At 45.8% G+C, this 26,189-nt stretch carries 19 protein-coding genes and 1 pseudogene; 7 read left to right on the top strand and 13 right to left on the bottom strand.

Annotated features, from left to right (window positions below):
• Positions 1-62: 62 nt before the first annotated feature.
• Positions 63-896 (top strand): annotated as a pseudogene (locus tag ACBP55_RS32205) (glycoside hydrolase family 32 protein); the annotation flags it as partial.
• A gap of 164 nt (positions 897-1,060) precedes the next feature.
• On the opposite strand, the gene ACBP55_RS32200 reads toward ACBP55_RS32205, so the two are convergent.
• Positions 1,061-1,771 carry a TetR/AcrR family transcriptional regulator C-terminal domain-containing protein gene (locus ACBP55_RS32200; RefSeq protein ID WP_464647526.1) on the bottom strand — a complete coding sequence of 237 codons (711 nt, stop codon included), beginning with the start codon at positions 1,769-1,771 and terminating at the stop codon, positions 1,061-1,063.
• Positions 1,772-1,882: 111 nt separating this feature from the next.
• Here ACBP55_RS32200 and ACBP55_RS32195 point away from each other — a divergent pair, with 111 nt between their 5' ends.
• Positions 1,883-2,563, top strand: coding sequence for a DUF6022 family protein (locus ACBP55_RS32195; RefSeq protein ID WP_464647525.1), 681 nt, complete (start codon positions 1,883-1,885; stop codon positions 2,561-2,563).
• A gap of 758 nt (positions 2,564-3,321) precedes the next feature.
• On the opposite strand, the gene ACBP55_RS32190 is transcribed toward ACBP55_RS32195, so the two are convergent.
• The 9 genes from ACBP55_RS32190 to ACBP55_RS32150 all read right to left on the bottom strand — a co-directional run bounded on the left by ACBP55_RS32190 (position 3,322) and on the right by ACBP55_RS32150 (position 17,732).
• Positions 3,322-4,455, bottom strand: a complete 1,134-nt coding sequence (locus tag ACBP55_RS32190) for a cytochrome P450 (protein ID WP_464647523.1) — start codon at positions 4,453-4,455, stop codon at positions 3,322-3,324.
• Positions 4,456-4,528: 73 nt separating this feature from the next.
• Positions 4,529-5,107: a TetR/AcrR family transcriptional regulator gene (locus ACBP55_RS32185; protein WP_464647521.1), complete on the bottom strand. Its 579-nt coding sequence runs from the start codon at positions 5,105-5,107 to the stop codon at positions 4,529-4,531.
• Between the two features lie 184 nt (positions 5,108-5,291).
• Positions 5,292-7,253 (bottom strand): glycoside hydrolase family 15 protein, encoded by a 1,962-nt coding sequence (locus ACBP55_RS32180; protein ID WP_268616945.1) that lies wholly within the window; start codon positions 7,251-7,253, stop codon positions 5,292-5,294.
• 221 nt (positions 7,254-7,474) lie between these two features.
• Positions 7,475-10,579 (bottom strand): 1,4-alpha-glucan branching protein domain-containing protein, encoded by a 3,105-nt coding sequence (locus tag ACBP55_RS32175; protein WP_464647519.1) that lies wholly within the window; start codon positions 10,577-10,579, stop codon positions 7,475-7,477.
• Positions 10,576-11,094 carry a DUF4912 domain-containing protein gene (locus ACBP55_RS32170; RefSeq protein WP_464653496.1) on the bottom strand — a complete coding sequence of 173 codons (519 nt, stop codon included), beginning with the start codon at positions 11,092-11,094 and terminating at the stop codon, positions 10,576-10,578. Before ACBP55_RS32170 ends, ACBP55_RS32175 begins: the two co-directional genes overlap by 4 nt.
• Positions 11,095-11,253: 159 nt before the next feature.
• The gene (locus ACBP55_RS32165) at positions 11,254-11,466 is read right to left on the bottom strand and encodes a hypothetical protein (RefSeq protein WP_052228876.1); all 213 of its coding nucleotides are present in this window, start codon (positions 11,464-11,466) and stop codon (positions 11,254-11,256) included.
• Positions 11,467-11,532: 66 nt separating this feature from the next.
• Complete coding sequence (locus ACBP55_RS32160) at positions 11,533-13,947, bottom strand: sugar phosphate nucleotidyltransferase (protein WP_464647517.1); 2,415 nt, start codon at positions 13,945-13,947, stop codon at positions 11,533-11,535.
• 419 nt (positions 13,948-14,366) lie between these two features.
• A complete protein-coding gene (locus ACBP55_RS32155; protein WP_464647515.1) occupies positions 14,367-17,216 on the bottom strand; it encodes a 1,4-alpha-glucan branching protein domain-containing protein in 2,850 nt (949 codons plus the stop codon).
• Between the two features lie 9 nt (positions 17,217-17,225).
• Positions 17,226-17,732, bottom strand: a complete 507-nt coding sequence (locus tag ACBP55_RS32150) for a DUF4912 domain-containing protein (RefSeq protein ID WP_464647513.1) — start codon at positions 17,730-17,732, stop codon at positions 17,226-17,228.
• A gap of 215 nt (positions 17,733-17,947) precedes the next feature.
• On the opposite strand from ACBP55_RS32150, the gene ACBP55_RS32145 reads away from it, so the two are divergent.
• The gene (locus tag ACBP55_RS32145) at positions 17,948-18,370 is read left to right on the top strand and encodes a hypothetical protein (protein WP_047680975.1); all 423 of its coding nucleotides are present in this window, start codon (positions 17,948-17,950) and stop codon (positions 18,368-18,370) included.
• Positions 18,371-18,604: 234 nt separating this feature from the next.
• Here the strand turns inward: ACBP55_RS32145 and ACBP55_RS32140 are convergent, their stop codons facing one another.
• Together ACBP55_RS32140 and ACBP55_RS32135 are read right to left on the bottom strand one after the other, a co-directional pair.
• Positions 18,605-19,450 (bottom strand): LytR/AlgR family response regulator transcription factor, encoded by an 846-nt coding sequence (locus tag ACBP55_RS32140; RefSeq protein WP_464647511.1) that lies wholly within the window; start codon positions 19,448-19,450, stop codon positions 18,605-18,607.
• Between the two features lie 708 nt (positions 19,451-20,158).
• Entirely contained in the window at positions 20,159-20,800 is a 642-nt protein-coding gene (locus ACBP55_RS32135) for a helix-turn-helix domain-containing protein (protein ID WP_464647510.1), read from the bottom strand.
• 197 nt (positions 20,801-20,997) lie between these two features.
• Between ACBP55_RS32135 and sigI the strand changes: the two genes are divergently transcribed.
• Positions 20,998-21,777, top strand: a complete 780-nt coding sequence (gene sigI / locus ACBP55_RS32130; RefSeq protein ID WP_464647508.1) for an RNA polymerase sigma factor SigI — start codon at positions 20,998-21,000, stop codon at positions 21,775-21,777.
• A 29-nt stretch (positions 21,778-21,806) separates the two neighbouring features.
• Positions 21,807-23,171: an anti-sigma factor domain-containing protein gene (locus ACBP55_RS32125; RefSeq protein ID WP_464647506.1), complete on the top strand. Its 1,365-nt coding sequence runs from the start codon at positions 21,807-21,809 to the stop codon at positions 23,169-23,171.
• A gap of 122 nt (positions 23,172-23,293) precedes the next feature.
• On the opposite strand, the gene ACBP55_RS32120 is transcribed toward ACBP55_RS32125, so the two are convergent.
• A complete protein-coding gene (locus ACBP55_RS32120; protein WP_464647504.1) occupies positions 23,294-24,454 on the bottom strand; it encodes a PepSY-associated TM helix domain-containing protein in 1,161 nt (386 codons plus the stop codon).
• A 234-nt stretch (positions 24,455-24,688) separates the two neighbouring features.
• Here ACBP55_RS32120 and ACBP55_RS32115 point away from each other — a divergent pair, with 234 nt between their 5' ends.
• Entirely contained in the window at positions 24,689-25,702 is a 1,014-nt protein-coding gene (locus ACBP55_RS32115; RefSeq protein WP_464647502.1) for an aldo/keto reductase, read from the top strand.
• Between the two features lie 108 nt (positions 25,703-25,810).
• Positions 25,811-26,185, top strand: coding sequence for a M17 family peptidase N-terminal domain-containing protein (locus ACBP55_RS32110; protein ID WP_464647500.1), 375 nt, complete (start codon positions 25,811-25,813; stop codon positions 26,183-26,185).
• The last annotated feature ends 4 nt before the right edge of the window (positions 26,186-26,189 follow it).

Here is a 26,189-nt window from a genome sequence, read left to right as displayed (position 1 = left end):
TATCAATGTACGACATGTTCTTAACTTTTCCTTTGCTTTAAACTACAAATTGTGGAGAGAAAAATGATGGGATCTATAAATGGATACTTGGTGTCAGCGCAAATGGAAAGTCGGCAGGTCAACCAAACACTTACGCCTATTGGACAGGACATTTTAATGGAAAGGAGTTTTTCCCTGATCAAAGTAACCCTCAGTGGTTAGATTACGGCTTTGATTGGTATGGTGCTGTTACGTTTGAAGAAGGGAAAGACAGCGATAAATACAATCATCGGTATGCTATGGCTTGGATGAATAATTGGGATTATCCCCATAGTACGCCAACCCTTCAAGAAGGGTTTAATGGAACGGATTCGATTGTTCGTCAAATTAACTTAAAACATGATGGCGATAAGTATCGTTTGGTTTCACAACCCATTGAAGCATTGAATCAATTGACAAATACAACGGATTCGTTGAAACAAATAGAGGTTAATGGCTCTAAAACTCTTCATGTAACAGGCAATGCGTACCAGCTTGAGACAGATATATCGTGGTCAGAGATCAAAAATGTAGGATTAAGACTTCGAGAATCAACAGACAAAAACCGTCATGTAGATGTAGGTGTTTTTGCAGAGGGAGGGTACTCTTATGTCAATAGAGCTTTTACAGGGCAGCCCGACAAGAGTGGTAAATATGTTGAAAGTAGGGCACCTTTTGATGTGAGTAAGAAGAACGTTCACTTGAAGATTCTTCTCGATAAAACAAGCGTTGAGGTCTTTGTGGATGATGGAACCATCGTTTTTTCCAATGAAATTTTCCCGGAATTAAACGATCAAGGAATTACCCTTTTTTCTGAAGGCGGCACCGCGATCTTTGAAAATGTTGTAATTAAGCACTTCAACAAGACAAATGTATGACTTCATTTTGAACTGGTAAATCAGAATTGCTAAGAGTACCAAACATCATCCAGCTGTTGATCCTCTCCAACACATGGGAGCGATCGAGGTGGAACTCAGGGATCGAGTGGCTGTTCCGGACTTTATACGTTCGGAACAGTCACTCTTGTATATAATAACTAGTGTTAGACGCTTGCAAGCTTATCAACGAAACCAGCAAGCAACACATCCAACCCGAACGAAAACTCTTCCTCCCAATTCACAGAAGTCGTATAAGCGGCTAGGCGGATAAAGTGGGGGTATCGCTCCTTAGCCAATGCCTCAATTTCTTTGAATCTTGTCTTCGATTCTTTCTGGTTATCCTCCGAAAACTTCGCACGATCCCGCAATCGGCATTCTTCATCGACGAAGCCGTAGATGAAGTTCTTGAGCATGGCTGCAAGCCACGGCACTTGGTCATCCTTAAATCCAGCTTCGACGAGCGCACGAAATAGAAATTCGATATGGGCCAAACGGTTAGGACTTGCCGCATGCGTCGCGTTCATGATGTGCACAGCGTCTGGGTATTGCAGCAGACTTAGGCGGAAGCTCATCGACCAGAGGCGCAGCTGCATTTTCCAATCCAAAGCGGTATCGGGAAAATCAATCTTGGTGCTGATCTCTTCTGCCAAGAGATGAAGCAGCTGTTCTTTGTCCTTTACATGGTAATACAAAGATGAGGCTTTCACGCCTAGTGAGTCGGCGATTTTGCGCATGCTGATGCCATCCAAGCCCTCGGCTTTCAGCAGTTCCAGCATAATCCCGACAATCCGGGCACGATCGAGAGGTGTGTGAAGCGGCTCACTCCGATTCGTGGCCTCATCTGTCGTTAAGGGATGAATTCGTCTTCTTGCCATGTCAGGTCACCTTTCATTTTATCTCTTGACAAGTATAACACAAGAGTTTAATCTAACGGTATTATATTATTATTTATCACTGTTAGATTAAATGAAGAGGAGTGCATAAGCATGCAAACGACCACAATTGAGTCCATTGCCCGTACCGCTGGGGATATTTTATCCCATGCGTGGAAAGCCGTCTATGACGAAGAGAAGGATGAACTGACCGACATGTTCAAGAAGTTCGGTGATCGCGCCTATGGCGCGTGGATTCAAAAATTTATGGCGCCGATCACAGAGCGGCTTGCCGCTGATGGATTCATCATCAGGGGCGGATTCAACTTAAAGGATTCCATTGAGAACTGGGGACCGCCTGAAGAAAGGGAACGCTGTGTATGGTATGTCGTGAAGACAGCGGAAGGTGAAGAGCTGGGTACGTTGGTGCTGCAGGTCTATCATTCGCACCGCTCGTTCTTCATACCAAGAGCACCGAGGCTGCTGGCACTTGAAGTTACGGAACGGGAGGCCATTATTGCCGCACTCTCGGATGCTTCAACCCGAATTCGCTGGGATTTAAGGGAGGAACGAATGCCTCAACCGCAATTACAATCCTTCCCTAGTCAGCAGTTCGAGTACGCGACAGATACTTCAATCGGAGATGGACTAAAGCCCGCAGCAGACGGTCAGCTGTACAGCTGGAATTTGGACGATGCTCTGGGACATTGGGGGCGATACGGCTGGGAACTTGTAACCGTTGTTCCAGTTGGAGGCAAAGTGATTGCGTACTTCAAACGTCCGCTGAATGACTAGACCACCCGTCAACTGCGAGGTGCTTGGATGGCTAACGGAAAAGATGTTGGACAGTCGAGACCGTCGATTCATTCATCCAATCTCGCTTTACATGAAGGTCTCTCAAATCGGAAACCGTCGCCATATATGCTCACTTGAGGTTGCCGGTTGAATGATGTTGTATAAAGTACAACAATTGCTGCCTAAATCTCGCCTCTCTCGCTTAGTTGTTGCATAATGTACAACAATTTGATCCGATACAGGCCATTTCGCAACAAATGGGCTGGAAAAGTTGTACAAAGTACAACTTCAAGTTGCAAAATAGTCTTTTGGCGTGTGAATTGTTGCAGAAAATACAACATTAGTAAACGCTATAGCCTATCTACCCTTATGAAGCTGCCTGAACGACTCTAAAATCACATTTTGGAGTTATGCTTACCAGTTGCGAGGATATGAGAACAGCTGGAATTGAACGTCCAAAGGTATGGGACTAGTTTTTCGGCCTAAAACGATAGCTTTATAACAAAGATCAAGCAGGCTGCCGGTGATAATCTCGGTGGCCTGCTGCACAGCATGTATTTAGACCTTCCATACTGCTTGGAAAAAGATAAAATACGACGATACATTCTTTTATCCTTCATGTGCTGTAACGGTGGGTTTAAAAGATATGGTAGAAAAAGCCGACAGCATCAAATTAAGATTTTTTCTGTTGAATAGCATAGTTCGAGGGATGAATTTTTTATCTTTCTATTCTTAACTAACCATTGTGAACACAATTTCTATGATTTCCGTAAAATAATAGGCATCTGTTTGATGCCAAACATCATCCAACTATCGATCCTCTCTAACACATGGGAGCGATCGAGGTGGAACTCTGGGAATCGTTTAAGCAGCGTTTGAATAGCAATTTTACTTTCCAAACGAGCTAATTGTGCTCCTAAGCAGAAGTGTATGCCATGACCGAAAGCAAGATGGGGATTAGGATTCCGGTGGATGTCGAAGATGTCCGGACGCTCAAAAGTGTCTTCGTCATGGTTGGCGGAGCCAATCCAGATGTTGACCATTTGTCCGGGAGTTAGTGTTTGCTCGCGTAGAACTGTGGTCTTTTTTACCGTTCGAATCATCGTTTGAACAGGTGAACAGTAACGAAGAACTTCCTCCAGAGCCTGTGGAACCAAGGAGCGATCCGCCAAAAGCTGCTCTTTGACATCTGCATGGCTATCGATGAGGAGCAGTGCCGAGGAAATCAGGTTGGTTGTGGTTTCATTTCCTGCGACAAGCAGCAGGATGCAGAAGCCGATCACTTCGAGATCGCTTAATTGTTCGCCATCTGCCTTCACGCGGACGAGACGACTAATCAGATCATCCTGCGGTTCAAGGCGTCTCTGATCCGCTATTGCGGAAAAGTAAACACTCATCTCTTGTTGGCATTGATAATATCGCTCGGAGTTGTTTCCTACCAGCGCATCTGACCACTCTTTGAAACGCTCTCGATCTTCCTGAGGAATACCGAGCATTTCGGCAATAACAATAATCGGCAGCGGACTTGCAAAATCATGAAGCCCATCCATCTTTCCTCTTGCTTCGATTTGGTCACATAACGCATTTGCTATGGCCTCAATCTTAGGCGTCAACCCTTCGATGACCCGAGGCACAAAAGCTTGAGAAACGAGCATCCGCAATTGCCGATGTTTGGGTGGATCTTGTCTTAGAACACTCGCCTCAATCGGATCTTTCATCATTTCTGCACCTTGCGAAGAAAAATGCTCGTGATCGGAAAAAATCGCTTTGACGTCTTCGTATTTGAAAACGTCCCAGGCATCGTATTCCTTTTTATACGATACGGGGGAGGAGGCACGCATTTCTTTAAAATAAGATAAAGGGATCAATTCATTAACCGTTCTCCAATCCATAGGGTTCACCATCGCTTCCATCTTAATTATTTGAACTGACTAGTCAGTATGAAGACCTCAAAAAAAGAGGCGGTTACTCACCGCTAGTCAAAAACAAACCTGACGTAATGATCGTATAAAAGAATTGTTCAATCTGATCACGAGACCCTTCATGCTTGTTGTTCAAAAAATAATTACATGCGCTGTCGAGCATCCCAACGATCCCCGCCGCGGCCAAATTGCAGTTAACATCGCGAAGCACGCCTTCGAGCTTTCCTTCTTCCAAGACGCTGGCAAGAAAATGAATGTAGTCAATCCTTAGTTTCTTCAGTTCTTCCAGCACTTCCTGATCGATGCCGTTAGATAGCTCATTGAAAACGATATGCGCTAAATTGCTTGATTCCAAAAACAGATCGAGATTGTGCCTGATGATCCTTTTGATTTGTTCTTCCAAAGTAAGATTGGCTTTAAGATCCGCCTGAACTTTATCAATAATCTCCTGAAAACCATCCTTAACAAGCGTCTTAAACAATTGGGCTTTTCCTGGAAAGTGATAGTACAGCGTACCTTTGGCGACATTTGCTCTCAAGGCAATTTCATCCATACTCGCCCGATGGTAACCGTTTTCTGAAAATACTTCAACCGCTGTTTGGATAATTTTCTCTTTACTCAAGGAGATCCGCCTTTCAACACTCAAGTTAAAACTGACTGGTCAGTACAATAAAAGTGTAACATAATGGAAAAAGAAATGTCAATTGAGAACACGAGGAGATTTTGCGCACAAAATGAAATGAAAAAACCTCCCGGAATGAACAAGTGTTCAAATCCATGGGAGGTAGAATACGTTAAAGCTTAGTTCACTTGGCAAGCTGTTTGTACTTGTTCAAGTATTTCACGACGGTCAGCACATAAGTAGCATGTGACCAAGTAAGTGGAGCAACGGATACCGGTTCACCTGTGAAAGGGTCTAATTGTTCCGACAGAACGCCGCTTTCCATTGCGTGTTTGACGACCCATTCAAGCGTTTGACGCGGTGCTTCGAGATCCGCCAGTGACTTGGCGTACTCGATTTCCCATTCGGCAATCCACAATGTACAGATGATCCATGGGTTGCCTGGCACGTTTTCAATATCCGTGGAGCGTTGGAAGTAATAGTCGTGATGATAACGAGCGGAGCCCCCGACATCGGTTTTGATCATGAGTCCAGCCTTGTTGGCTTTCATCGTGCTCACTACACGGTCATCGTCAGCAGGCAGTACTCCGAATTCAAAGATGCCGTAAACGGAGCTTTCGAGCGTCATATCCTTGACCCATTCGCCATCTTCCATGTACAAGCCGCGAACGAATCGTTGTTCTTCTTCGTCCCATAGATGCTTGAGAATGCCAGATTTGATTTTCTCGGCTGTATGCTTGTAACGATTGCTTCGCTCTTCATCTCCGAACAGGTTGCTGAAGTTGGAAGCGGCAATAAGTCCGCCATAAACCGCTGAAGCTGTAAACGTAAATATACCGTAACGCTCTTCCCACAGATCATAACTTGGCTTCGGCAAGTTCAATTCCTGATCAATGTAGGTGGACATGAATCTGGCCGCTCTGCGAATGAGATTGCGATAGAGGGATTGAGCAAACTCTAGGCTTCCATTTTTCTGAAAATCCTGCCAAAGGGCAAATAACACAAGGGCAGTTTCATCCTCTTGAATAGGAAGCTGTACCCGTCCGGAATGAATGTATGGATGCCAACTGGAGCCTACGGTGCCGTCCGGATTGTATTTATGATGCAAGTAACCTTCGGGTGACAGCACGTTCGCACAGAAGTTAAAGAAAGGAATAATCATACCTTGGTAACCAGCCATGGACATCGAATAAGCAATTAAAGCACCGTCACGAGGCCACATGTAACTGTAATGATCGCGGTTGCTTTGCATAATATCGGAATCGTTCGCAGCGATGATCGCACCGTTTACATCCGTTTGGGTCCTGACAAGCAGCAGACTTTGTTTGAAAAGCCGTTGAACTTCGAGCGGCAGATCGCCGTAATCGCGTTCAATTTTGTTTGCCCATCTTTGCCAGTACACGGTTACACGGTCAAGGAGTTTACCGGGGTGGCTGTCTTTCACATAGGCATCGAGCTTCTTGACTTCCTCCAGCGTTTTGCCTGCACCCATCCAATAGTAAAGCGTTTGATTGGCGCTCGGCGGTACGAAGAGTCGGAAAGAAATGGTGCTATCGACAGAGCCTTGAGCAATGGCATTGCCCATCAGATGCCCATCTTCCGCATCGCGCCAAGTCCCCTCGGCATTATAAAACCTTTTGACACCTGTAGAGTATTGATAAATGCCTTCGGTTCCTGTACTGCCGTTAAACATAAAATATCGGTCTTTCTTATAATGGAATACCGTATTATTCGCTGGATAGTAAGCGGCTGTATCTCCAACTTCGGTCTCATTAATGAGCAAATCTTGATTGAAGAACATCCGTACTTCGCGAACGGTACTATTGTGATTCGTAATTTGGATACGTTTGAGGTAAATATCCTCGCGCTGATGAACCCCGTCATTCATGAGCAGAGTGACACCAAGACCGGGATGCGTAGCTGTCACTTCGGTGACGAGCGAATCCTCGACATAGGCAAGTTTAAATTGCCATTCAGGGGCATTCAGCCAGGCGAAGGAACCATCCACCCATATACCAACACGGCATTGATAACCGCCAATATGGTTAAGCTGGCCTACGAAAGGATAATACAGATCTCGCATGTAGGAATGCTGATCGAGGTTAATAAGAAATTTTCCGTTTCCGATGACCAGATGTCTAGGCAATAAAATCACTTCCCCACTCGTTTGTTTGATCGCGCGATTCAGAACCCGTCCTTGAGGTATCCAGCTTGGGATATCGCGTCCTCTTTCGCTAGTGACTAGGACATAGTTAGCACAGGGCTTGCCAATAGGTTACCTAATTATTACCAAGGAATCAATGATTGTTTGAAAAAATTCTGAAAATTCCCACTGGTCACGCTTACAAACTGGCATAGTTATCCATATTATTTCATTATTTCCTTCTGGTTGGGGAATATACCTGACCTCTGTGGGTGAAGGAGAATCAATTTTTCGTAAGTTTCTGTTGTCAACGTGCTGATTTGGTCCCAATGAAAGGTCTCGCTGACTTTGCTCAAAGCGGCCGCAGCGAGTTCGGTTGCGTCGTCAGGCTTTTCAAAAAATTGGGCAATCTGAAAAGCGAGTGCGTTTGCATCCCCCGGGGATACTTTGCAGCCGTTAATGCCATGATCGACAATCTCAGCAAGACCTCCTGTATCAGATACGATGAGTGGTGTACCGCTTGCCATTGCTTCCAAGGCTACAAGACCAAACGGCTCATAGAGACTTGGAATGACACAAAGCTCTGCGGAAAGCAAAAGCTGACTTTTGTCGGCCTCATCTAGGAATCCTGTAAAGCTGATCCGGTCACCTAACGGAGCAGCTAATCTCTCTAATGCTTCAAGCTCAGGTCCTGTACCCGCGATAATCAGCTTGGCATCGGGGTAACGTTTGAGCACAAGCCGCATGGCAGTTAGGAGAATATGCACGCCCTTTTCATAAACAAGCCTCCCGAGGAAAGCAATCGTTCGATTCTGATGAGCACCGCTAAAAAGAGCTTTTGAAAGAAGCGGATTAACATGTTCGATAGATACAGCTGTTGTGCGAAAAGGAATAACACCATTAGGTATATGTGTAATTTTATGGATAGGTACATGAAATAGGCGAATGACCTCTTGCTGCATATAAAGGCTGCAGACAACGAGCTGATCAGCTTCGTCGGCTAGCTTATTTTCTAAGGCATGGATCCGTTGCTGCACCGGGGTATCCAGCTTCCCTTGATTTCGGCCATACTCGGTGGCATGGATCGTTGCAAGAAGCGGGAGTTGAAGCGCATTTTTGGATTCTTTGGCTGCATAAAAGACAAGCCAATCATGAGCATGAATGATATCGAATTGCATGCCTTGCAAAGTTAGGCGGTGGATGGCATCGGTGAAAGCCATATTCATTTGAAATACCCAATCCAAGAAGTGAATGGCACCAGTAGACTGGAGTACCTCTACACGGTGAATATGCACCCCATTAGACTGTTCATAGGGGAGACAATCTTGAGCAAGACACGTAATGACATGAACTTCATGGCCGTAGGCAGCCAGATGCTTAGATAAGTCGCAAACGGCTCTGGCGAGACCGCCGATGACACGCGGCGGATATTCCCATGCGAGCATGAGAATTCTCAGAGGTGTGGACTTGGCATTGGGTGAGAATTTTAATGAAGTACTATCCAAAGAGCTATTCAAAGGACTATTCAAAGAGTAATTCAAAGAGTAATTCAAAGAGCTATTCAAAGGACTATTCAAACTTATGGAAGGGCTAGTTTGGAAAAGACGGTAATGGAGCTCCGGTAGAAAAGGGGATCTCCGTTCTAAGGAAATCACGATTTCGGAAAGCTCTTTGTCGGAAGCTGCTGTTTCTAGCCCGTTAAGTAATTTATGAAAATGGGATAAATGCGTTTCTATGCGGTTAGCCGCATAGGCAGTTACCGTTTCCGCATCTAGGATGAAGGTCCAGTCGCTGCTTTGCGCGAGCATAAGCTCTCTAGCGGCTTGGTTCAGTGCACGCTGCTGCATCTTCGTGAGCAGCTCGGGGTTCAGGTGCTTCTGCGCAGCAAGCACCATCCGATCCTCCGCCGCGTGCAGCTGCGGATGTACCCACTGGCTGCGCGGCTGCAGCCAGACCTCGGCGTAGCCGCCTCGGCCCCAGCTCGACACAGGAAGCGAAGCTTCCGTGGTCGGCGCATGGGCGGCGGCGTAGCCGCCTAACGTAGTCGTATCCACGACTACGCCCTCAAGGCTGCGCGCGGCAGCGAGCCCGCGCAGCACAGCCTCAAGCCACTGGTGGCCTTCGTACCACCAGTGCCCGAACAGCTCGGCATCGTATGGACATACGATGACCGGCGGTTCCGCCGGCCGCGCTTCGCGGTCGCCGGCGGCGAGAGCTAACGCCTCGCGCTCCTCAGCGAGGCGGCGCAGCTGCGCCACCCGGCTGGCGACGAAATGCTCAGCATCCTGCTGAGCTTTCTGAGCGGCCCGCGCCGGGTGGTAGGGCGCTTTGGCGTCACCTGCGGCTGCGCCGGTGACGCTATAGTACTTGAAGCCCGTATGGATGCGTGCGCCGTCCGGCAGCACATAGGGCTTCAAGTACTCCCACTCGGCCCCGCCGTCTTGGCCGAGGTCATAGCCGATATCGCGATAGTATTCGCGATAGTTGACGTCGCTCGGGTACCCGACTTCGGCGCTCCATACCCCAGCGCCGGCTTCGAGGTCCCGAGCAAAAGCGCAGGCGCCGCTCGGCGAGCGCAGCGGTGTCCCCGCTGCGCTCTTCACCTTTGCTTTCGCCTCACCCTCCTGCGGCGCTATTACAGCCTGCGCGTGCGCATGAGCGTCCACTACGAAGTAGCGAAGGCCAAGTGCTTGCAGGTGAGGCTCCACCGCAGGCGTATAGCCGCACTCCGGCAGCCAGATGCCACCCGGAGCGGACCCAAAATGCCGCCGGAATTCCGTTACGGCGGCTTCGAGCTGTGCGCGCAGCGCGGCGTCGTTCTTGACTAGCGGCAAGAACGCATGTGTCGCGGCGCACGTGATTATTTCTAAGCAGCCTGTGCTTCTTAGGCTGCGGAACTTACCTATCAGATCGCCCCGAAGGCGATCGTACAAAGCCGTCAGCCGATGATACTGGTCGGCATAGAGCTTCGCCGTAGGGCCGAAGTCGGCATGGCCCCAGAGACGTATTACTTCTCGCTGAGCCAGTTCACACAGCGATGCCAAATGTCTGCGAAGCCTCTGTTTTAAGCGTGAATCCTCGAGCATGGCAAGCAGCGTTGGGGACAATGACAATGTGAGTTGGAAGGGTACTTCATCTTCGAGAAGCCGCTCCATCATGTCGATCAATGGAAGATAACTATCCACAACGGCTTCGAAGAACCATCGCTCTTCAAGGGTGATGTTCTCCTCCTCGTGACGCACATAAGGGATATGGGCATGCAAAAGCAAGGCAACGAAACCTTCTGCATGAGAGTTGGTGTTCGCGCTGGCGTTAGGGTTTGTACTCAATCAGTATCGCCTCCAGATTCCGTATCTGCTGAGTATGCGTTCTTCGGTGAATAGACCGAATAGGCAGAGAAATGCTCATTAGCTTCAGGCGTTATTAGCTGAAAGGAAACGGCAATAGGCCGGTATGTATGTAGTTGATCATTCGTTATTTGTTGAGAAGGAAATGCTTGATTTGTATCTATAGGGGGAGTCTGAATCGTATTGGAACGCAGAAGCGGGAGAAACTGCCCCTGTTCATTCACAATGCCAAGATCCGCGAAGTAACTTTGACCTGGGTTAAACCCGCTCAGAAAGCATGATTCTCCTGGGGGGAGATGAAGTTCTGAGATGCTCTCAGCTTGGCAGCTATCAATAGGTAGATTGGTTACATGATAAAATCGCAATGTAGGCTGAAGCGCTTTCCAGTCTTTATCGAAATGTTCCTGTATCATGCTCATTTTTCTGCTAGAGAGCTGCCAGTAGGCAAAAAGAACAGTCGGGGACTGGATAAGCAAGTAAAGTGTATCCCGATCCATTGGATCAACAGAGAGAGCTTGGGTAGGTATCGGACTCACCTTTTCTCAGGTAGTTAATGGAAATAAACTGTAAGGATCTTGAGCAACATTGTAGCATATGCACCGTACAAACGAAAAATCTCCACCTTATATCAAAGGGGGAGATCACATGTATATCCATTACTTGGTTGGATTTTGCCCTTCCATGTACCGGTTTTCCGTAAGTCTCATTAAGGAATCGTACCGATTCACCGAAGAAAAGATCAAGAGGTATTCGTCCTGTTTTACATTGGTATAAGATGCTTTGAAACCGGTATGATATTGTACGGTCATGCTGGAGGATTGATCGTCATACTGCACGAAAGCAATTTGTCTAGAAACGCTTGGAATCATATTCACGCCGCTCTCTCCTTCATCATAGGACTTCGGAATCCACGTATCGGATATATCTCTACATAATTATGCATACCCAAGGGCGTTTAGAATGTGTCCGCGATAGGAATGTACAAGCCCCTCAGCATGCTCAGGATCCGCCGATTGCGCTACGAGCTGAAAGACAGGATCATCGGCATCAGGCAGCAGCAGGACAGACCCATTCTCATGATAAAACTTAATTCCATCGATCAGATCAACAGGTACATCTTTCGTCCGCTCCATCATGCTCCGCATAACCTCCCCTTTGGAATTCCAAGGACAATCAACACGTTCACGAAGAAGATGAAAGCTAGGAAACAAGGCGAGCAGATCCGAGAGCGGAATGCCGGTCCTTTCCAAATGGAGAATCACCAGGCCAATGGCAAAGAGAGAATCGAACAAGGGATGTATCCTCGCTTCTTGTGTAGCTTCCATGATGGCTCGTGACCATTCCTTGGTGCGAACGATCTTCCCGCCAAGCCCCTCGGCCATGCTTTCTAGAAGCTGGGGTGCACTGACGGGAGCCCCAATGGTTGCTCCTGGACGGCTGTGCAGGTAACAAAGATAGAGGAAAACGGTTTGTAAATCGCTGTCTACAAGCTCGCCTTTTTCCGTTAGTAACTGCATTTTTCGTCCATCATCGTGGACACGTAAACCGAGACTCGCACTAGATAGCGGGATAAAGACGTGAAGCGGATCCTGCCTACTTGTAGATGTAACATGGATAGCTTCAAGCCCCAGTTTTTCGAAAAATGGAACAATGAAAGGCTGCAGCCAAGAACTCGCTTCAATGACGACGCGAAGAGGGGATAAAGAGAGAGAATCCCGTTCATATGCGATTTCTTGGGCCAAAGCATGTATATAAGTTTGCAGCCAGTGTACTTCCTCTTTGTAGCTGCCAATCTGCTTCATAGAAGCCCGTCCATAATCTTCTTGCCAAAAGCTGTTTTCCACTTTACGCTCAGCTGATTTCGGAATAGGCAGTCCTTCAGCGTCCAAACAGATCAGACTGCAGACATCGTTCTCTTTGCCGGACCATTCGAGATGGATTCCACCCGCAGCACCCAAATGACGAATAGCAAAGGTAGATGCAGGGGCAAAGCAATCTCCCAAATCAATGACATGTGTTCCAACGGACTGCAGGCTAGCCGTCAGAGTACGCTTTAATAAACGAGTGAACGTATGGGGAGCACAGCTTACCATGAGCGTTTTGCCCGGGGCTAAGGTTGCTCCGTATGCTGTAGCGAATTTAGCGACTAATTCCGGTGTTAAATCGAGATTAGGAATACCGCTGACACCGCTAGTCTTGAATAACGTTTTGGTTGCATGATCTCCCCAAATATAGGAGGTATGAAGCCGGGTCTTATCACGAATTTGTTTATGTGGCCAAATTTTCACGTTGGATTCAATGCGGCTTTTCGCACCGATGACCACATGGTTGCCGACAACGGAGCCATCCCCCAAATAGGATGCCTCTTTGCATATAATCCGGCTCGTCAGTGTGGAACCGGCCAATTCGTTGTGCTCAGCAATATGGTTGTGATCCCACAGTACGCTTCGCGTTAATCTGCTTCCTTTGGAGAGTCGATTATTTTGCCCAATGATACAGTATTCGCCTATCTCCACTTCGTCTTCCAGCTTGCTCCCTTTCCCAATGAAAGCAGGTCCGATCACACGAGCGGTAGCACTTGTCTCTACATCATCTGCGATGTAGACGCCGGGGCGGATCTGTGTTCCGTGTATGTCGAGCTTCACTTTCCCATCGAGCATGTCAAACTGGGTTTGACGATACTGCTGCAGGTTGCCGATATCCGTCCAATAGCCGGAGCTGATATATCCATAGAGCCCGTGGTTTTCTTCGAGCAAGGCAGGGAAAAACTGCTGGCTGAAATCAAATTCTTGCCCCAGCGGTATGCGGTCTAGCATCTCAGGCTCCAAAATATAAATACCTGTATTTACCGTGTCGCTGAACACTTCACCCCAGCTTGGTTTTTCCAGAAAGCGAGTAATTTGCCCGTCTTCATTGGTGATCACAACACCATATTCCAAAGGATGGCTGACACGAGTCAGGATTAACGTAGCTTTGGCTTGCTTTTCTTTATGAAAAGCAAGTGCATGCTTCAAATCGAAATCCGTTAATGCATCCCCGCTGATCACAATAAAAGTATCGTCCAGAAACTCGTGCGCATGTTTGACACTCCCAGCTGTGCCTAAGGGACTTGTCTCTTCAAAGTAATGAAGATTGACGCCAAAACCTTGCCCATTGCCAAAATAGTCGCGTATCACATCAGGTTTATATTGCATAGTGACAGCAATGTCCTGAATGCCGTGATTTTGGAGCAGTTCAATGATATAGGCCATGCAGGGCCTACCGAGAAGAGGCACCATGGGCTTGGGGAGATGACAAGTAAGGGGACGAAGACGCGTTCCTTTGCCTCCGGCCATAATGACAGCCTTCATTGTGGTACCTCCTTAGAGTTTTGCTTTTGCAAAACTGGCATCGTAAGCATTAACTTTAGAGTTTTCGTAAGAAAACTGGCTTGGTATTTGGATCAAAAGCAGTAAACCAACAGACCGCCAATCGACTGTTCTTTAATCTAGAGGCGGTTTCCCGTAATTGTTGCTAGCAAAGGGAACGTCAATCCGCTATTTGGATGTTTTCCCCCATAATGCTATGCCTTGAGGAACGACGTGCCGCTATTTCGTATAAATAGAGCTAATTTCCCCTTATTTGGGCTAAATAGCGAATCGTCGTTCCCTCAAAGAAAGAAAATGAGCATTTTGACAGAAATAGCGTCATCTAGTTCCCTCCCATTCATGAGTGGCAAAGGCTCAAGCTTGTAACATTGACCTGAATATCTGGTTGCTAGTGACTAACGTTAAATCGTTGCTATAACCTGAATGACAGATTGATAGTGGGTAAGCTGCTGGTACTCATTTTGGATATTTTGAGCGATATGGCTCCATTGGTAGTGCTGTTGCAGCAGTTGGTAGGCGCTATCGGCCATCTTGGCGGCATGCTTTGGCTGCAGCATCATATCCGTAATGTGCCAAGCTAATGAATCGACATGACCTGGGAGAGCTTTGTAGCCGTCCACACCATGCCTGATAATTTCAGCTAAACCGCCTGTATCGGAGAGGACCAGAGGTTTACGGTTAGCCATGGCTTCCAGCGCAACGATACCGAAAGGCTCATACAAGCTCGGAATGACACAAACATCCGTAGATTGATAAAGCTGTGTGCGATAAGCATCATCCACAAAGCCGGTAAACAAGACGCGATCTCCAAAAATGGCAGCCTGGGCGCGCAGCTCACTTTCCATAGGTCCAGAGCCAGCGATAATAAGCTTAGCCTGCGGGACTTGTGACATGATTTTCGGCAGGGCTTCCAGCAAAATTTGAATGCCTTTTTCATAAACAAGTCTTCCAATGAAGAAAATGACCTTATCTTGTTTTGCTACGAAATCAGGTCGATTCAATGCCTTTGTGTTTGGTTTTGGGGTCCGAATGCCATTCGGATGTACACTCACTTTATCTAAAGGAAGATTAAAGATACGCCCTACTTCCTCTTTCATATAGGAGCTGCACACAAAGACACGGTTAGCCTCGTAAGTCAGCTGCCACTCCAAATGATGAATCTTGCGCTGCAAGTCGGAATGTAGATTTCCTTGATTACGTCCCCATTCTGTTGCATGAATTGTGGCTACTAAAGGGATGTCGTAGCTGATCTTTATTTCTCTTGCCGTATGAGCAACCATCCAATCATGTGCATGCAAAAGGTCGATTCGCCCGCCGTTTTCTTTCCATCTGACAAGATGATCGGTCATGGCAAGATTCATCTCGAACGTCCAGTGGTAAAAGTGAGTATCACCGGAATGGTTGACAGGGAGCCTATGTACGTAAACGCCATTCATCTTCTCGAAACAAGGCGCACCATCGTAGGAAGTTGTGATGATATGCACGATTTCATCGCGATCGACAAGTGCTTCCGATAGCTCATGGACTGCTCTTGATAAGCCGCCGACATGTTTGGGCGGGTATTCCCAAGTCAACATGAAGACATTCGGACGGTGCTGGGTTTCCTCCAGTACGGTTTCCCATTCCTTCAAATTTGGAAGAATAGGGATAGGGGAAAGCCGCTGTATGCATACGTAATCTTGAAATTGGATAGCTGGAAAGCAGTTGTCTTTCTCTTCTAAATAGGCAAGATGATCTTCGTCAACCTGTTCCAGGTCTACTTGATCGCAGAGATGGTGGAAACAGCCTAGATGATCCTTCGTTCGGCGAATGGCAAGATCGACGTCACTCTGTGCATCCATCATGAACGCCCAATCACTGCTCTGAGCTAGCATGAATTCTCTTGCAGCTTGATTCAAAGCTCGTTTCAGAACGCTGGCGCTTAATTTACCGTGGCGAGAGAGATGCTCATGTCTTGTTGCCAGCTCGATCATACGTTCTTCGGCTTGATGCAGATGACGATAAACCCAGTCGTTACGTCCCTGCAGCCATATTTCGGAGGAGTGGTTACGGCCCCAACTAGATTCGTTCAAATTGCCGACAGCAGCTATTGGATATTCCTCAAGATATTCACTAGGTGTAATCATTTTAATTGTTTGCTGATCGAGAAACATGTTGCGACAGAGCTGCTCAAGAAAGTGCGGACCCTCATACCACCAATGTCCAAAAAGCTCCGCATCATAGGGGGATACGATGAGGGGCTTGCGATCCAACCAGCGCTCCCAATGAGCAGCTTGCTTTTGACGATTTGTCAGGAAATGATAGGCATGTTCAGCAGCTTTTTTTAAAGCCAGATCTGGTTGATAAGGCTCCTTGTGGCTGCCTTTGCCTGTGTTGCGATAATATTTAAGCCCCGTGTCCTGCCCGAAGTCACTGTAGTATTCACGGTAGTTGAAGTCTCCTGAGTAGCCGTTCTCGGCATTCCATACTTGATGGGTGGATTCCGGTTCTAGAGGAAAGGCAGTGACTCCATAGGGGGTCATGAGCGGGGCAGACAATTCTCGAGCGGGCGGCGGTGAAGCGAAAGCGATAGCCGTGGAATCAGTGAAATAATAGTGAATCCCAGCCTGCTTCAAAATGCGGTCAATACCAGGCGTATAGCCACATTCAGGTAACCAGATGCCGCGTGGCTTTTGATCGAAATAACGTTCATAATCCCGAACAGCGGTCATTATCTGTGCTTTTATTGCTTCTTCTGTTTTCATTAGCGGAAGAAATCCATGCGTAGCGGCCGATGTAACAATTTCAATACGACCTAAATCTTGAAAGTGTTTGAATGCTGCAATGACATTTCCCTTGCAGTTTTCATATAGCGTAAGAAGCTCACGGAATCGATCTGCATAATGTGCCGCCAGAGGAAGAAGAGAAGGATTTTTTTGTAACCGCGCCAGTTCCTTATCTGCTAGCCCAATTAGCCTACTAAGGTAAGCGTGATAGTTGTCTTGCAAGCATGGATTGCTGAACAGGGACAAGATAGTCGGGGTTATGGAGAAGGTTAAGCGGAAATCTATCTTATCACTAGTCAGACGATTCATGACTTCAATTAGGGGTAAATACGTTTCTGTCATGGCTTCGTAGAACCATTGTTCTTCCAAGTTGTTGTTCTGATTCTGATTCTGATGATTCTGATGACGAATATAGGGAAGGTGAGCATGCAGCACGAGAATAAAATATCCCTTGAGCTCTGGCTTCGGTTTGATGCGATTGATCAAGAGATAACGTCACCTCACATAGGGAGAATAGGCTTGTATATTTTCAAAAAAATATGGCTTGATTCGATTGTAAATTCGCTCCGCTTCGGCTTCTGGTACAACCTTTTGCACCGATTCTCCCCATTTGGTTTCGGCATCCTTAGGTGTAACGACACAATTGGAACGAAGCAGAGGAATGAACTCGCGCTCCCAAGTGTAAGTACCAATATCTACAAGGTAAGTACGGCCTGCACCTAAATGGTGAAGATACCAATTGTTAGCTTCAGACGTCATTGTTACATCCCAGAATCCATGTGCATTACTGCCATTGAAATATAGGCTGGTCACATCGTACAAACGTATCACTTTGGGCATTGACTCATAGCCGCATTCAAAATGCTGAGAAACAAGCCATTTCCGCCTATCGCTGATTTCCCAATATACATAGAGCGAATGAGCATCCACGATCATAAGATGGAGTATGTCCTTGTTATATCGATCGGGAACCTCGAACCCTGCGATAGGTAATGCCTTCAAGGTGAATTCCTCTTTTCCAATGCAATTTACAACCTTTTCACTGTAAAAGCATGCGCTTTTCCAAAGAAAAATATGCGTAGATTGCTAAAATCTAACTGTCCTAAAAAAAAGGAATTTCACACTTTTCTGACGAATATATTGGACTAATCCGGGTTAAAAAGTTTATGCTTACGATGCAAGCTTTCCTTACGGAAAGCTCTAAGGGAGGGATATCCATGAGTTTTTGTTGTGGAGCCAGTATGATTGGAACGAAAGGTACCTTGAAGCACATTCGCACACAAATTCACAATGTACCTATTCTTTTTTGCCCGGTTTGTCACCGCATTGAAGTTCATTATCTGGTGGAGAATGAATACGAGATACTAGCGGAGTATGCGCACGGAGACGGTGCTCCTGAGGTGGATTTTACGGAATATGTAGATGGTAAGGATCATCTATTGCATGATAATTGTGTCAACCATGAGGGTGAAGAGCCCTTAGATATAGTACGCTGTCAAATTGATATGGCCCTTGATCTGCTTGGGGTTGCGAAATCGATTGGCGATAATGAATGGGAAGATCAGCTTAAGAAACGATTGAAAATGCTGAGTGTGCGCCGTGATAAATTGAAAAACAAAAAAACCTCCAAGCATACTTAGGCTGCTACACTAATCTAGTCTAGTTAGGCTCGCGGGGGAACGAGAAGTCGCTATTTCAGCGATCATACCGATACGGAGCTGGTACGCGGAATGTAGGAGCGCTATTTTGGTGTTTTTGAGTGTCAGTTAGATTCGATAAAAAAGAAGACGGTAGGGTCACGGTAAAACGTGCCCATATCGTCTTCTTTTTTTGTTAGATACACCCCTAACTCTAGTAGGGTAAGTACTCGGTGCTTATTGAAGATCCTGCAGAAGCTTCGCAAAATCCTTTTGTAAATTCCTGCTTAGTGGAACCTTAACAGGTGTATGGTTCAAATGAATTAGAAATCTTCTCGAAGTAGGGAATCCACTTTCCTTCACATACGATACCACGTGTCGCAAATTGACCAGAAAACCTTTGAAAGGACTGAACATATGAGGGGAGCTCTGTGCCAGGATATCTGTTAAATTCGTGCTGGATTCCATATGTGCTCCATTCATGAGATGGATTCTGGTCAAACGCTTATCTTCCTTCTCAATGAAGAGGATGGAGTCTTCGGATATAGGCAGCTCTGACTTTTGATTTTTGACAGTAATCCATGTTGTCGTTCTTGGCTTCGGTGCTTCTATCAATTGACTGCGTTCTAGCTGTATCTCCGCAATGGCCTTCCGAATAGCCGCTTGAAACCTCGGCAGCATCACTGGCTTGGACAGAAAGTAGAGGGATCCTAGATCATGAAAACTCGTCAAAACATGGTCAATATTCGTCGTTCCGCTAACCATAATGACTTTCTGCTGATAGCCAGCGCTTCGCAAAGATTGAACCATCGTGATGCCATCTAAATTCCCTTCCAATCCTATATCCACTAGCATAATGTCTGGCTGAAGCTGATCGTATACTTGTATGAGCTGCTCGCCTTCCGAAATGATAGAGATGACTTTCAATCCGCATTGTTGGCAATAACTTTCGAGTAATTTGCCTGCCCAATAGTTATCTTCCACGATGGCCACTGTGAAACGGTGTCCCATACGTTCATCCCACTCCAATCCTCTCACCCATGGCCCTTTGCATCCTGTCACCTTATGCTCAGAAACAGCCAACTTAGTCCACTTTGAAGGCAAAAGAACGGTTATCTTGTATAGTTCTAAGTGTGGATTCTAATAGGTAGGCTGCTTAAGAGCAGGCATAGAAATGAGGGAACGTGTATTTGTTTACATGGGTGAAATTTATCCTAACCTGTATTGATTTTGTTCCTATGATTTTGTTTGCATTGCTGCTATTCAGACAAAGAGTGAAACCATATTGGATACAAATAACGCTCGCTGCACTCGCAGGAACGATGGTCGCCTATTTCGATAATTGGCCTTTATTATACGTTTGTATTATTTGTACGCTGCTTATGATCGTTTGGAAATTTAGTCTAGTACCGACTTTAATCATAGCATTATCCGGGTATATTCTATCGGTCATTGTATCAACGATTGTACTCTTTTGTTGTGATATAACCGATCTTGCTGTGTATACAGATATCAAAGATGATTCGTTAACGACTAATTTGATATTACTTTTAACCGTTATGACGAAATGCGGCGTTCTTCTCGTCATTCATAAGCTTCGGTCTCGGATTTACTTTTCTCTCAAATTATACGAGAATACCGCTGACTCGGGAAAATGCAGGCTTCTATCTCTTCATCGTTGTTGTTATTATAGGAATTACATACCGTCATTCCTATCCGGATAGCGTGTTAAGCGCGCTGATGCCGATCCAAATGTTAAGTATGGCAACGGTTCTCTTCATCTATGTCATGCTAGGTAAGGAACTTGGCTTTCAAAGATGATGGACGGGAACCAGGTTCAGCTTCCACAACAAGTCCTGTATTGCGAGCTTCATACTCAAGAAGAGTCTGGTGATATTTCTTTTGCGGCAAAGCGGCGATGGTGACACTAGGACCTTCTTCATAATCATTAAAATAAAGTTTGCCTTCTAAGGGGGCATACTTTTTTATTTTGTTCAGATTAACGAATAGATGCATGTCCAATTTCACAAATTGGTGATCCGTTAATGCTTCTATGAAACTCGTAAACGCCACAAGAGATTCTACATTCTCTTCCATGATGCCATCAGGTGAAACATATTGAATCGATTTGATACCAAACTCAACGTACCAGACATGATCTAGACGGATTTGAAAAGAAGCTTCCGAAGACGAGGCTTCTTCTAAATATCCTGCTTTTATTAGTAAATCGGTGTAAGGATATTGGTATGCTTGTGATAGCTTTCTCAAGGTGTCAGGGGATGGCTTGATGACATCATTCGTGGTACGATTACGTCCGAGCTCTAGATCCCTAATATAGGCATGAGACAAGCCGCTTTTACTTGCAACTTTCCGCAAGGACAATTTACCTCGTAACGTCTCGAGAAACTTGCCAAAGTGATTGCCGGGTTCCAAATGAAACACCTCCCATACCTTTAATTGTAAAGGATTCAAGGTTAAAATGAAACCTTGCATTAGGTTTAATTTGCCATTAGGTGTCCAATTGGACATCTATGGTATAATAAATTTACTTTTTATTTCTGATTGCATATAATTGTACCCCCCGAATTGTTATACATAGGGACGAAACTACTATACTGTGAGGTGGAACGGTGCTACTGGTACTATTCAAAAAGTTCCTTGGAAAGAAGGAATCTCAGGGACAAAGTGAACCGCATGCCTCTTCCCTTGAGGTAACCATACATCAAATACAAGCAGGAGACCTACGACTTAGGAACCAATTTATTGCTGACTACCAGCCTTATGTGGCTAAAGTTACAAGTAGGTTTTGCAAGCGATATATCGACCCTGCACGAGATGACGAATTTAGTATCGCATTAGCAGCGTTTAATGAAGCGATTAATCAATATTCTTCCGTTATGGGAAGGTCTTTCCTAGGCTTTGCAGAAACGGTCATACGGAGAAGATTAATTGATTTCTTACGCAAAGAACAGCGTTTCAAAGGTCAGATTCCTTATAGCTCGTTCGATCAAGAAGATGATGAAGATAACCTACTCAATCCAATTGAGGTTCATCAAGCTATCGAAGCTTATGAAAAGCAAAAGGGACTTGAAGAGCGGCGAAGTGAAATTATGGATTTTAGCCGATGTTTAAGTGATTTTGATATCGATTTCTCTGAATTGACAGAAGCATCCCCTAAACACGACGATTCCCGGCAAATGCTGTTCGGTATCGGCCGCACGCTAGCACAGGATGCAGAGCTTATGCGTACTCTTCTGACGAAACGGCAGCTGCCGATTAAAGAGCTGCTGGAGCAAGTTCAGGTTTCCAGAAAAACTTTGGAGAGAAACCGTAAGTATTTGATTGCGATAGCTCTCATTTTTAACGGACCCTACCCTTACTTGCGAGATTATTTGCATATTCGAGAATGAGGAAAGCATAAAGAAAGGAAGAGCAGCGCATGAACAAGGGAATCGTAATGGAAATAAGCGACAGCTCCATTATTGTCATGAATCCAGAGGGTCGGTTCGATAAGCTTCCGAGGGGAACGCGGAATTGTGAAGTTGGGGAAGAGATACTGTACGCGCCTGTGAAGCGGCGAATGCGTGTACCGCAAATGGCTATTGCATCGGGACTGGCGGCCGCAATTGTACTATGTTTTGTCTTGGTATCAACGTTGACTGGGACCGCACCAGGAGGCCAAGTGGTTGCCTACGTAACCATAGATATCAATCCTAGTGTTGAAATAGGAATTGATAATGATGAAATTGTTCAGGATTTAACTGGATTAAATTCAGATGGCAATGACTTAATTAAAACGTTAGTCTATAAGGGGAAGTCATTAGAAGCTGTCACATCCGATATTTTAGACAAAGCCGAGCAGGGAGCGCTTGCTAGAGGTGAAGGAGATATCATCATCAGCTCTACGATTGTTGGACAAAAAACGGATGTGGATGATCAAGCCATTGCTACGAAGCTGAAAGCTCAGGTTAATAAGCATATAGAGCAATCGCATCCGGATCAAGTTAAGAATTATGAAGTGACCGCGTTCGCCGCCCCGCAAGAAGTAAGACAAGAGGCGAAGGCCAACGGTGTATCAGCCGGGAAGTACGCGATATATTTGAATGCGGTAGACAATGGTGCGAAAGTATCTCTCGACGACATCAAGACAGTGTCGATTCATCAACTCGCGAAGGATAACGGCGGAATTGATAAATTGGTAAAACCGGATAAGCCGATCGATAAATCGTCTCTGCAAAGGCTAATCGAAGATGAAAAATCCGGAAAGCTCAGCGAGAAGATTCAGCAAATTCAAGAAGAGAAATCGGCCAAAGACAAGAACAACGATAAGAACGATAAAAATAACAATAGTAAGAATGGCAATAATGGCAAGGCTACGGTGAAACCAACACCGACACCTACTCCGAAAAATGACAGGAACGACAACAGGAACGACAATAATAATAAAAATGATAAGAACGATAATAAGAACGATAACAAGAGCGACAACAAGAACGATAATAAGAACGACAATAAAAACGGCAATGATCGTAATAATGACAACAAACCAACGCCAAAGCCGAACCGCTCAGGTGATGGCAATGAGGATGATTCAAAGAAAGAATCATCCTCAAAACCTCGAGAAACGCCAAAGCCTACTGTAAAGCTTTCCAGTAAGCCAAGCAGCTCAAGCAAACCGACGGATAAGCCATCTGACAAGCAAACGCAGAAACCAAAATCAGAAAATGATAGAAGCACCTTTTTCCCTTGGAGCTGGAGTGATCGGAACAAATATTCAAACAGTCACGATGATAATAGGGATTAGTAGAAGTTAATAGAATAGATTAAGCACATAAACAACTTAGAACTATACATAAAACCTCAGATAAACACCCTAGGCATACTTCACTTATATGTGAAGACTTGTCTAGGGTGTTTGTGTATGTTTTATTCGGCAGAGCTCATCGATGGAACCATGGTTGTTGGAGGAGATTCCTTGATGCGGGAAGAGCTTCTACTTCTGCGGCGAGCTTTAGCTTTGAATTGCCAAATGACCAAGCCGGTAATCATGAGGAACAAGGGCATCATGCCCATCAGGAAGCTTCCGATTCTTACGGGTGTACCGCCCCATGCTGCGAAATGCAAGCCCCTTTTCCAAGCACTGTAAAATGCCATTGGAGCATTCGGGTTGGTTTTACCCAAAATTTCAGCTGTATAAGGGTCTTCATAGACGGTAACATTGCTGGTACCACTCGGACTATACCCTTCTTTCATCGCTAACTGATAAGTTTGATCAGGCTTTGTGGGCAGTTGAACTCGGACCAGCTTGTGGTTAGGAAAACGTTCTTGCGCTTTTTGAACGATGGTGTCAAGAGAAAGCGGTGAACCGTTCATCTTTGTTGTTTTGCTCCAAGAGGCAGCTGCTTCGATTTTGGTCGACAATCCGAACCATCCAAGCACATATTTATCAAGTTGATATGCCGTACCTGTAAGAGCGAAGACGAGAAGGAAAGGAATGGTTATGATACCAACTGTTTTATGTAGTCCTAAATTGAGGGCAAGCTTACCTTTGTTTCGAATAATTCGGAAGCCAAGAGCGAATTTGCGAAGGCCAGGCCACCATAGATAAGCACCAGTGACTAGAATGATGATGAGACCGATACCCATGAAGCCGACGACAATGGAAGCATTAGCTTTGCCAAGTACATCCTGGGCAAGTAGATAACGATGTATTTGCAGAACCTTCGTAAAGAAGACATTTCGATTAGGTCCTACAGGCCCAAGTACATGGGCGGAACCTGGATCAACGTAAACATTTTGAGTAGATACTTTGCCATTCACGTCCTTGGATAGTCTCACCTGATAAAGACCATCCTCTGTCGAAAGCTCGATTCGATCCATTTTGAACCCTGGAAAAGCTTGCTCCGTACTATACTGAACATCTTGTAATAGGGCATGACCCGATGTAGGCTGATAAAGTTGTGGATGCATCCATTTCTCTACATCATTTTCGATGACAAGCAGACTGCCTGTCGTACAGATGACAACAATGAATAAGCCTAGTACTAAACTTATCCAAAGATGAATTTGTAACAATAATTTACGCATAATGACCCCTTCCATAACTGAGAATGATTATCAAAATCATGAATCTGTTTGTAATGATAATGATTATCAGTTTCATTGTCAACACATTTATAGCCGTTCAACTACAGATTTCTATCATTGAATATCGTGACAGCGTTTACATTTTCCTGCTTCATGGAAACTAGGACCGAGTTGTATTACAATAGTTGCAAGCGCAATTATGATTGATTTTCTTAGTTGGAAGGAGATTTTGGCTTGAGATATTCGACTTTCGGTAAATCCGGCTACAACGTTTCATCACTTGGATTTGGTGCTATGAATCTTCCAGGTGTACCTCTAGAGCAGGCAAGAGAAGCATTGAATTACGCCTTGGATCACGGCATTAATTATATCGATACGGCAGCAGCCTACCGGAACAGCGAGGAAATTATCGGCGAGTGCATTTCCCATCGCAGACAAGAGTATTTTCTAGCGACGAAGACAGGGGCACGTGATTACGAGACGGCGAAAGCAGAGATTGAGCGAAGCTTGGTTCGTATGAAAACAGACCATGTAGATTTACTGCAAATTCACTACGTGAACTATGTGAGTGAGTTTAAGAAAGCAATGGATATTGGCGGCGCCTATGAAGCTGCTCTTGAGGCTCAGCGGGAAGGGAAAGTGCGATTTATCGGCATTTCCGGACATCGCCCGGATTTACTTACGAAATGGATCGCCAAAGGGCAATTTTCGCAGATTTTGTTTCATCTCAATTTGGCACAGCCGTTTGCACTGGATGAGCTGATCCCAAAAGCGACTGAGATGGATTTAATGAAAGTGGCGATGAAGCCTTTGTCCGGCGGGTTTATTCAACCGGTTGATCGTGCCATCCGCTATCCGTACAGTCAAGACGTGCATGTGACGATTTCTGGGATGGTGAGTGTCAAGGAAGTGCAAGAAAACTTGGCTGCTCAGGAGCAGGAAGTCGGAGCCGAGGAGCGCCAGGAACTGGAGCAATTGGCGTTAGAACTGGGTCAACATGATTGCAGACGCTGCAATTATTGTTCTTGCCCGCTCGAAATCTCAATTCCGGATGTGATGATTGCAAGTAGATTTAGAGAGAAATTCGGGTTGCTGCCGAAGGGTGACGGATTTTTCCAAAGACAAAAGGATAGAATAATAGGCTGTGCAGACCATTATCCATGCAAAGAGAAACCGCTTTGCGAAGAGAAGTGCCCTTACCAGCTGCCGATGCAGTCGGTGGTGCAGAAGGCCGCATCTTTTTATTGATTTGAGAGAACGATAGAAATTATAGATACTACAGAAACAGAAATAGAAACAGAAACTACGGAAACTACAGAAATTACAGAAATTACTTGAAGGTAAGGAGAAGTATTTATGTTTGATAAAATTACGGATGTAACGACGGGCGTATTTACGTCGTTGATGGATAATGAAACGGGGGCAGACGCAATCCTTGTCTGCCTAAGTGAAGCTGAGCTGCGTCAGGACGCTGTCCTGGGACTACCGCAGCTCGATCAGGCCCTTGAGCGCATGCGCGCAAAGGGCCTATTCACTGGCGCCTCAGGCGAGCTCGAGGCGCTGCCGACCCACGGGCTGCTGCCGTACGCGTACGTGTTCGTTGCGGGGCTCGGCCCCGCAGCGTCAAGCGATACGCTGCGCGCAGCCGCGGTGTTCGCAGCGCGCAAGGCGCTCGCGCTGCACTTCGAACGCTTGGCGCTGAAGCTGCCAAGCGGGTTCGACAGCCGGTAGACCG

This window comes from Paenibacillus sp. WG02, from assembly GCF_055396115.1.
The sequence above is the reverse complement of the archived record's forward strand: the minus strand, read 5'-3'. Positions and strand labels throughout refer to the sequence as shown.

What these genes read in the sequence shown, in the direction of transcription:
- ACBP55_RS32200 (WP_464647526.1), bottom strand. Translation starts at nt 1,771, where the DNA reads ATGGCAAGAAGACGAATTCATCCCTTAACGACAGATGAGGCCACGAAT.
- ACBP55_RS32195 (WP_464647525.1), top strand. Translation starts at nt 1,883, where the DNA reads ATGCAAACGACCACAATTGAGTCCATTGCCCGTACCGCTGGGGATATT.
- ACBP55_RS32190 (WP_464647523.1), bottom strand. Translation starts at nt 4,455, where the DNA reads ATGGATTGGAGAACGGTTAATGAATTGATCCCTTTATCTTATTTTAAA.
- ACBP55_RS32170 (WP_464653496.1), bottom strand. Translation starts at nt 11,094, where the DNA reads ATGGATCGGGATACACTTTACTTGCTTATCCAGTCCCCGACTGTTCTT.
- ACBP55_RS32165 (WP_052228876.1), bottom strand. Translation starts at nt 11,466, where the DNA reads ATGATTCCAAGCGTTTCTAGACAAATTGCTTTCGTGCAGTATGACGAT.
- ACBP55_RS32160 (WP_464647517.1), bottom strand. Translation starts at nt 13,947, where the DNA reads ATGAAGGCTGTCATTATGGCCGGAGGCAAAGGAACGCGTCTTCGTCCC.
- ACBP55_RS32145 (WP_047680975.1), top strand. Translation starts at nt 17,948, where the DNA reads ATGAGTTTTTGTTGTGGAGCCAGTATGATTGGAACGAAAGGTACCTTG.
- ACBP55_RS32125 (WP_464647506.1), top strand. Translation starts at nt 21,807, where the DNA reads ATGAACAAGGGAATCGTAATGGAAATAAGCGACAGCTCCATTATTGTC.
- ACBP55_RS32120 (WP_464647504.1), bottom strand. Translation starts at nt 24,454, where the DNA reads ATGCGTAAATTATTGTTACAAATTCATCTTTGGATAAGTTTAGTACTA.
- ACBP55_RS32110 (WP_464647500.1), top strand. Translation starts at nt 25,811, where the DNA reads ATGTTTGATAAAATTACGGATGTAACGACGGGCGTATTTACGTCGTTG.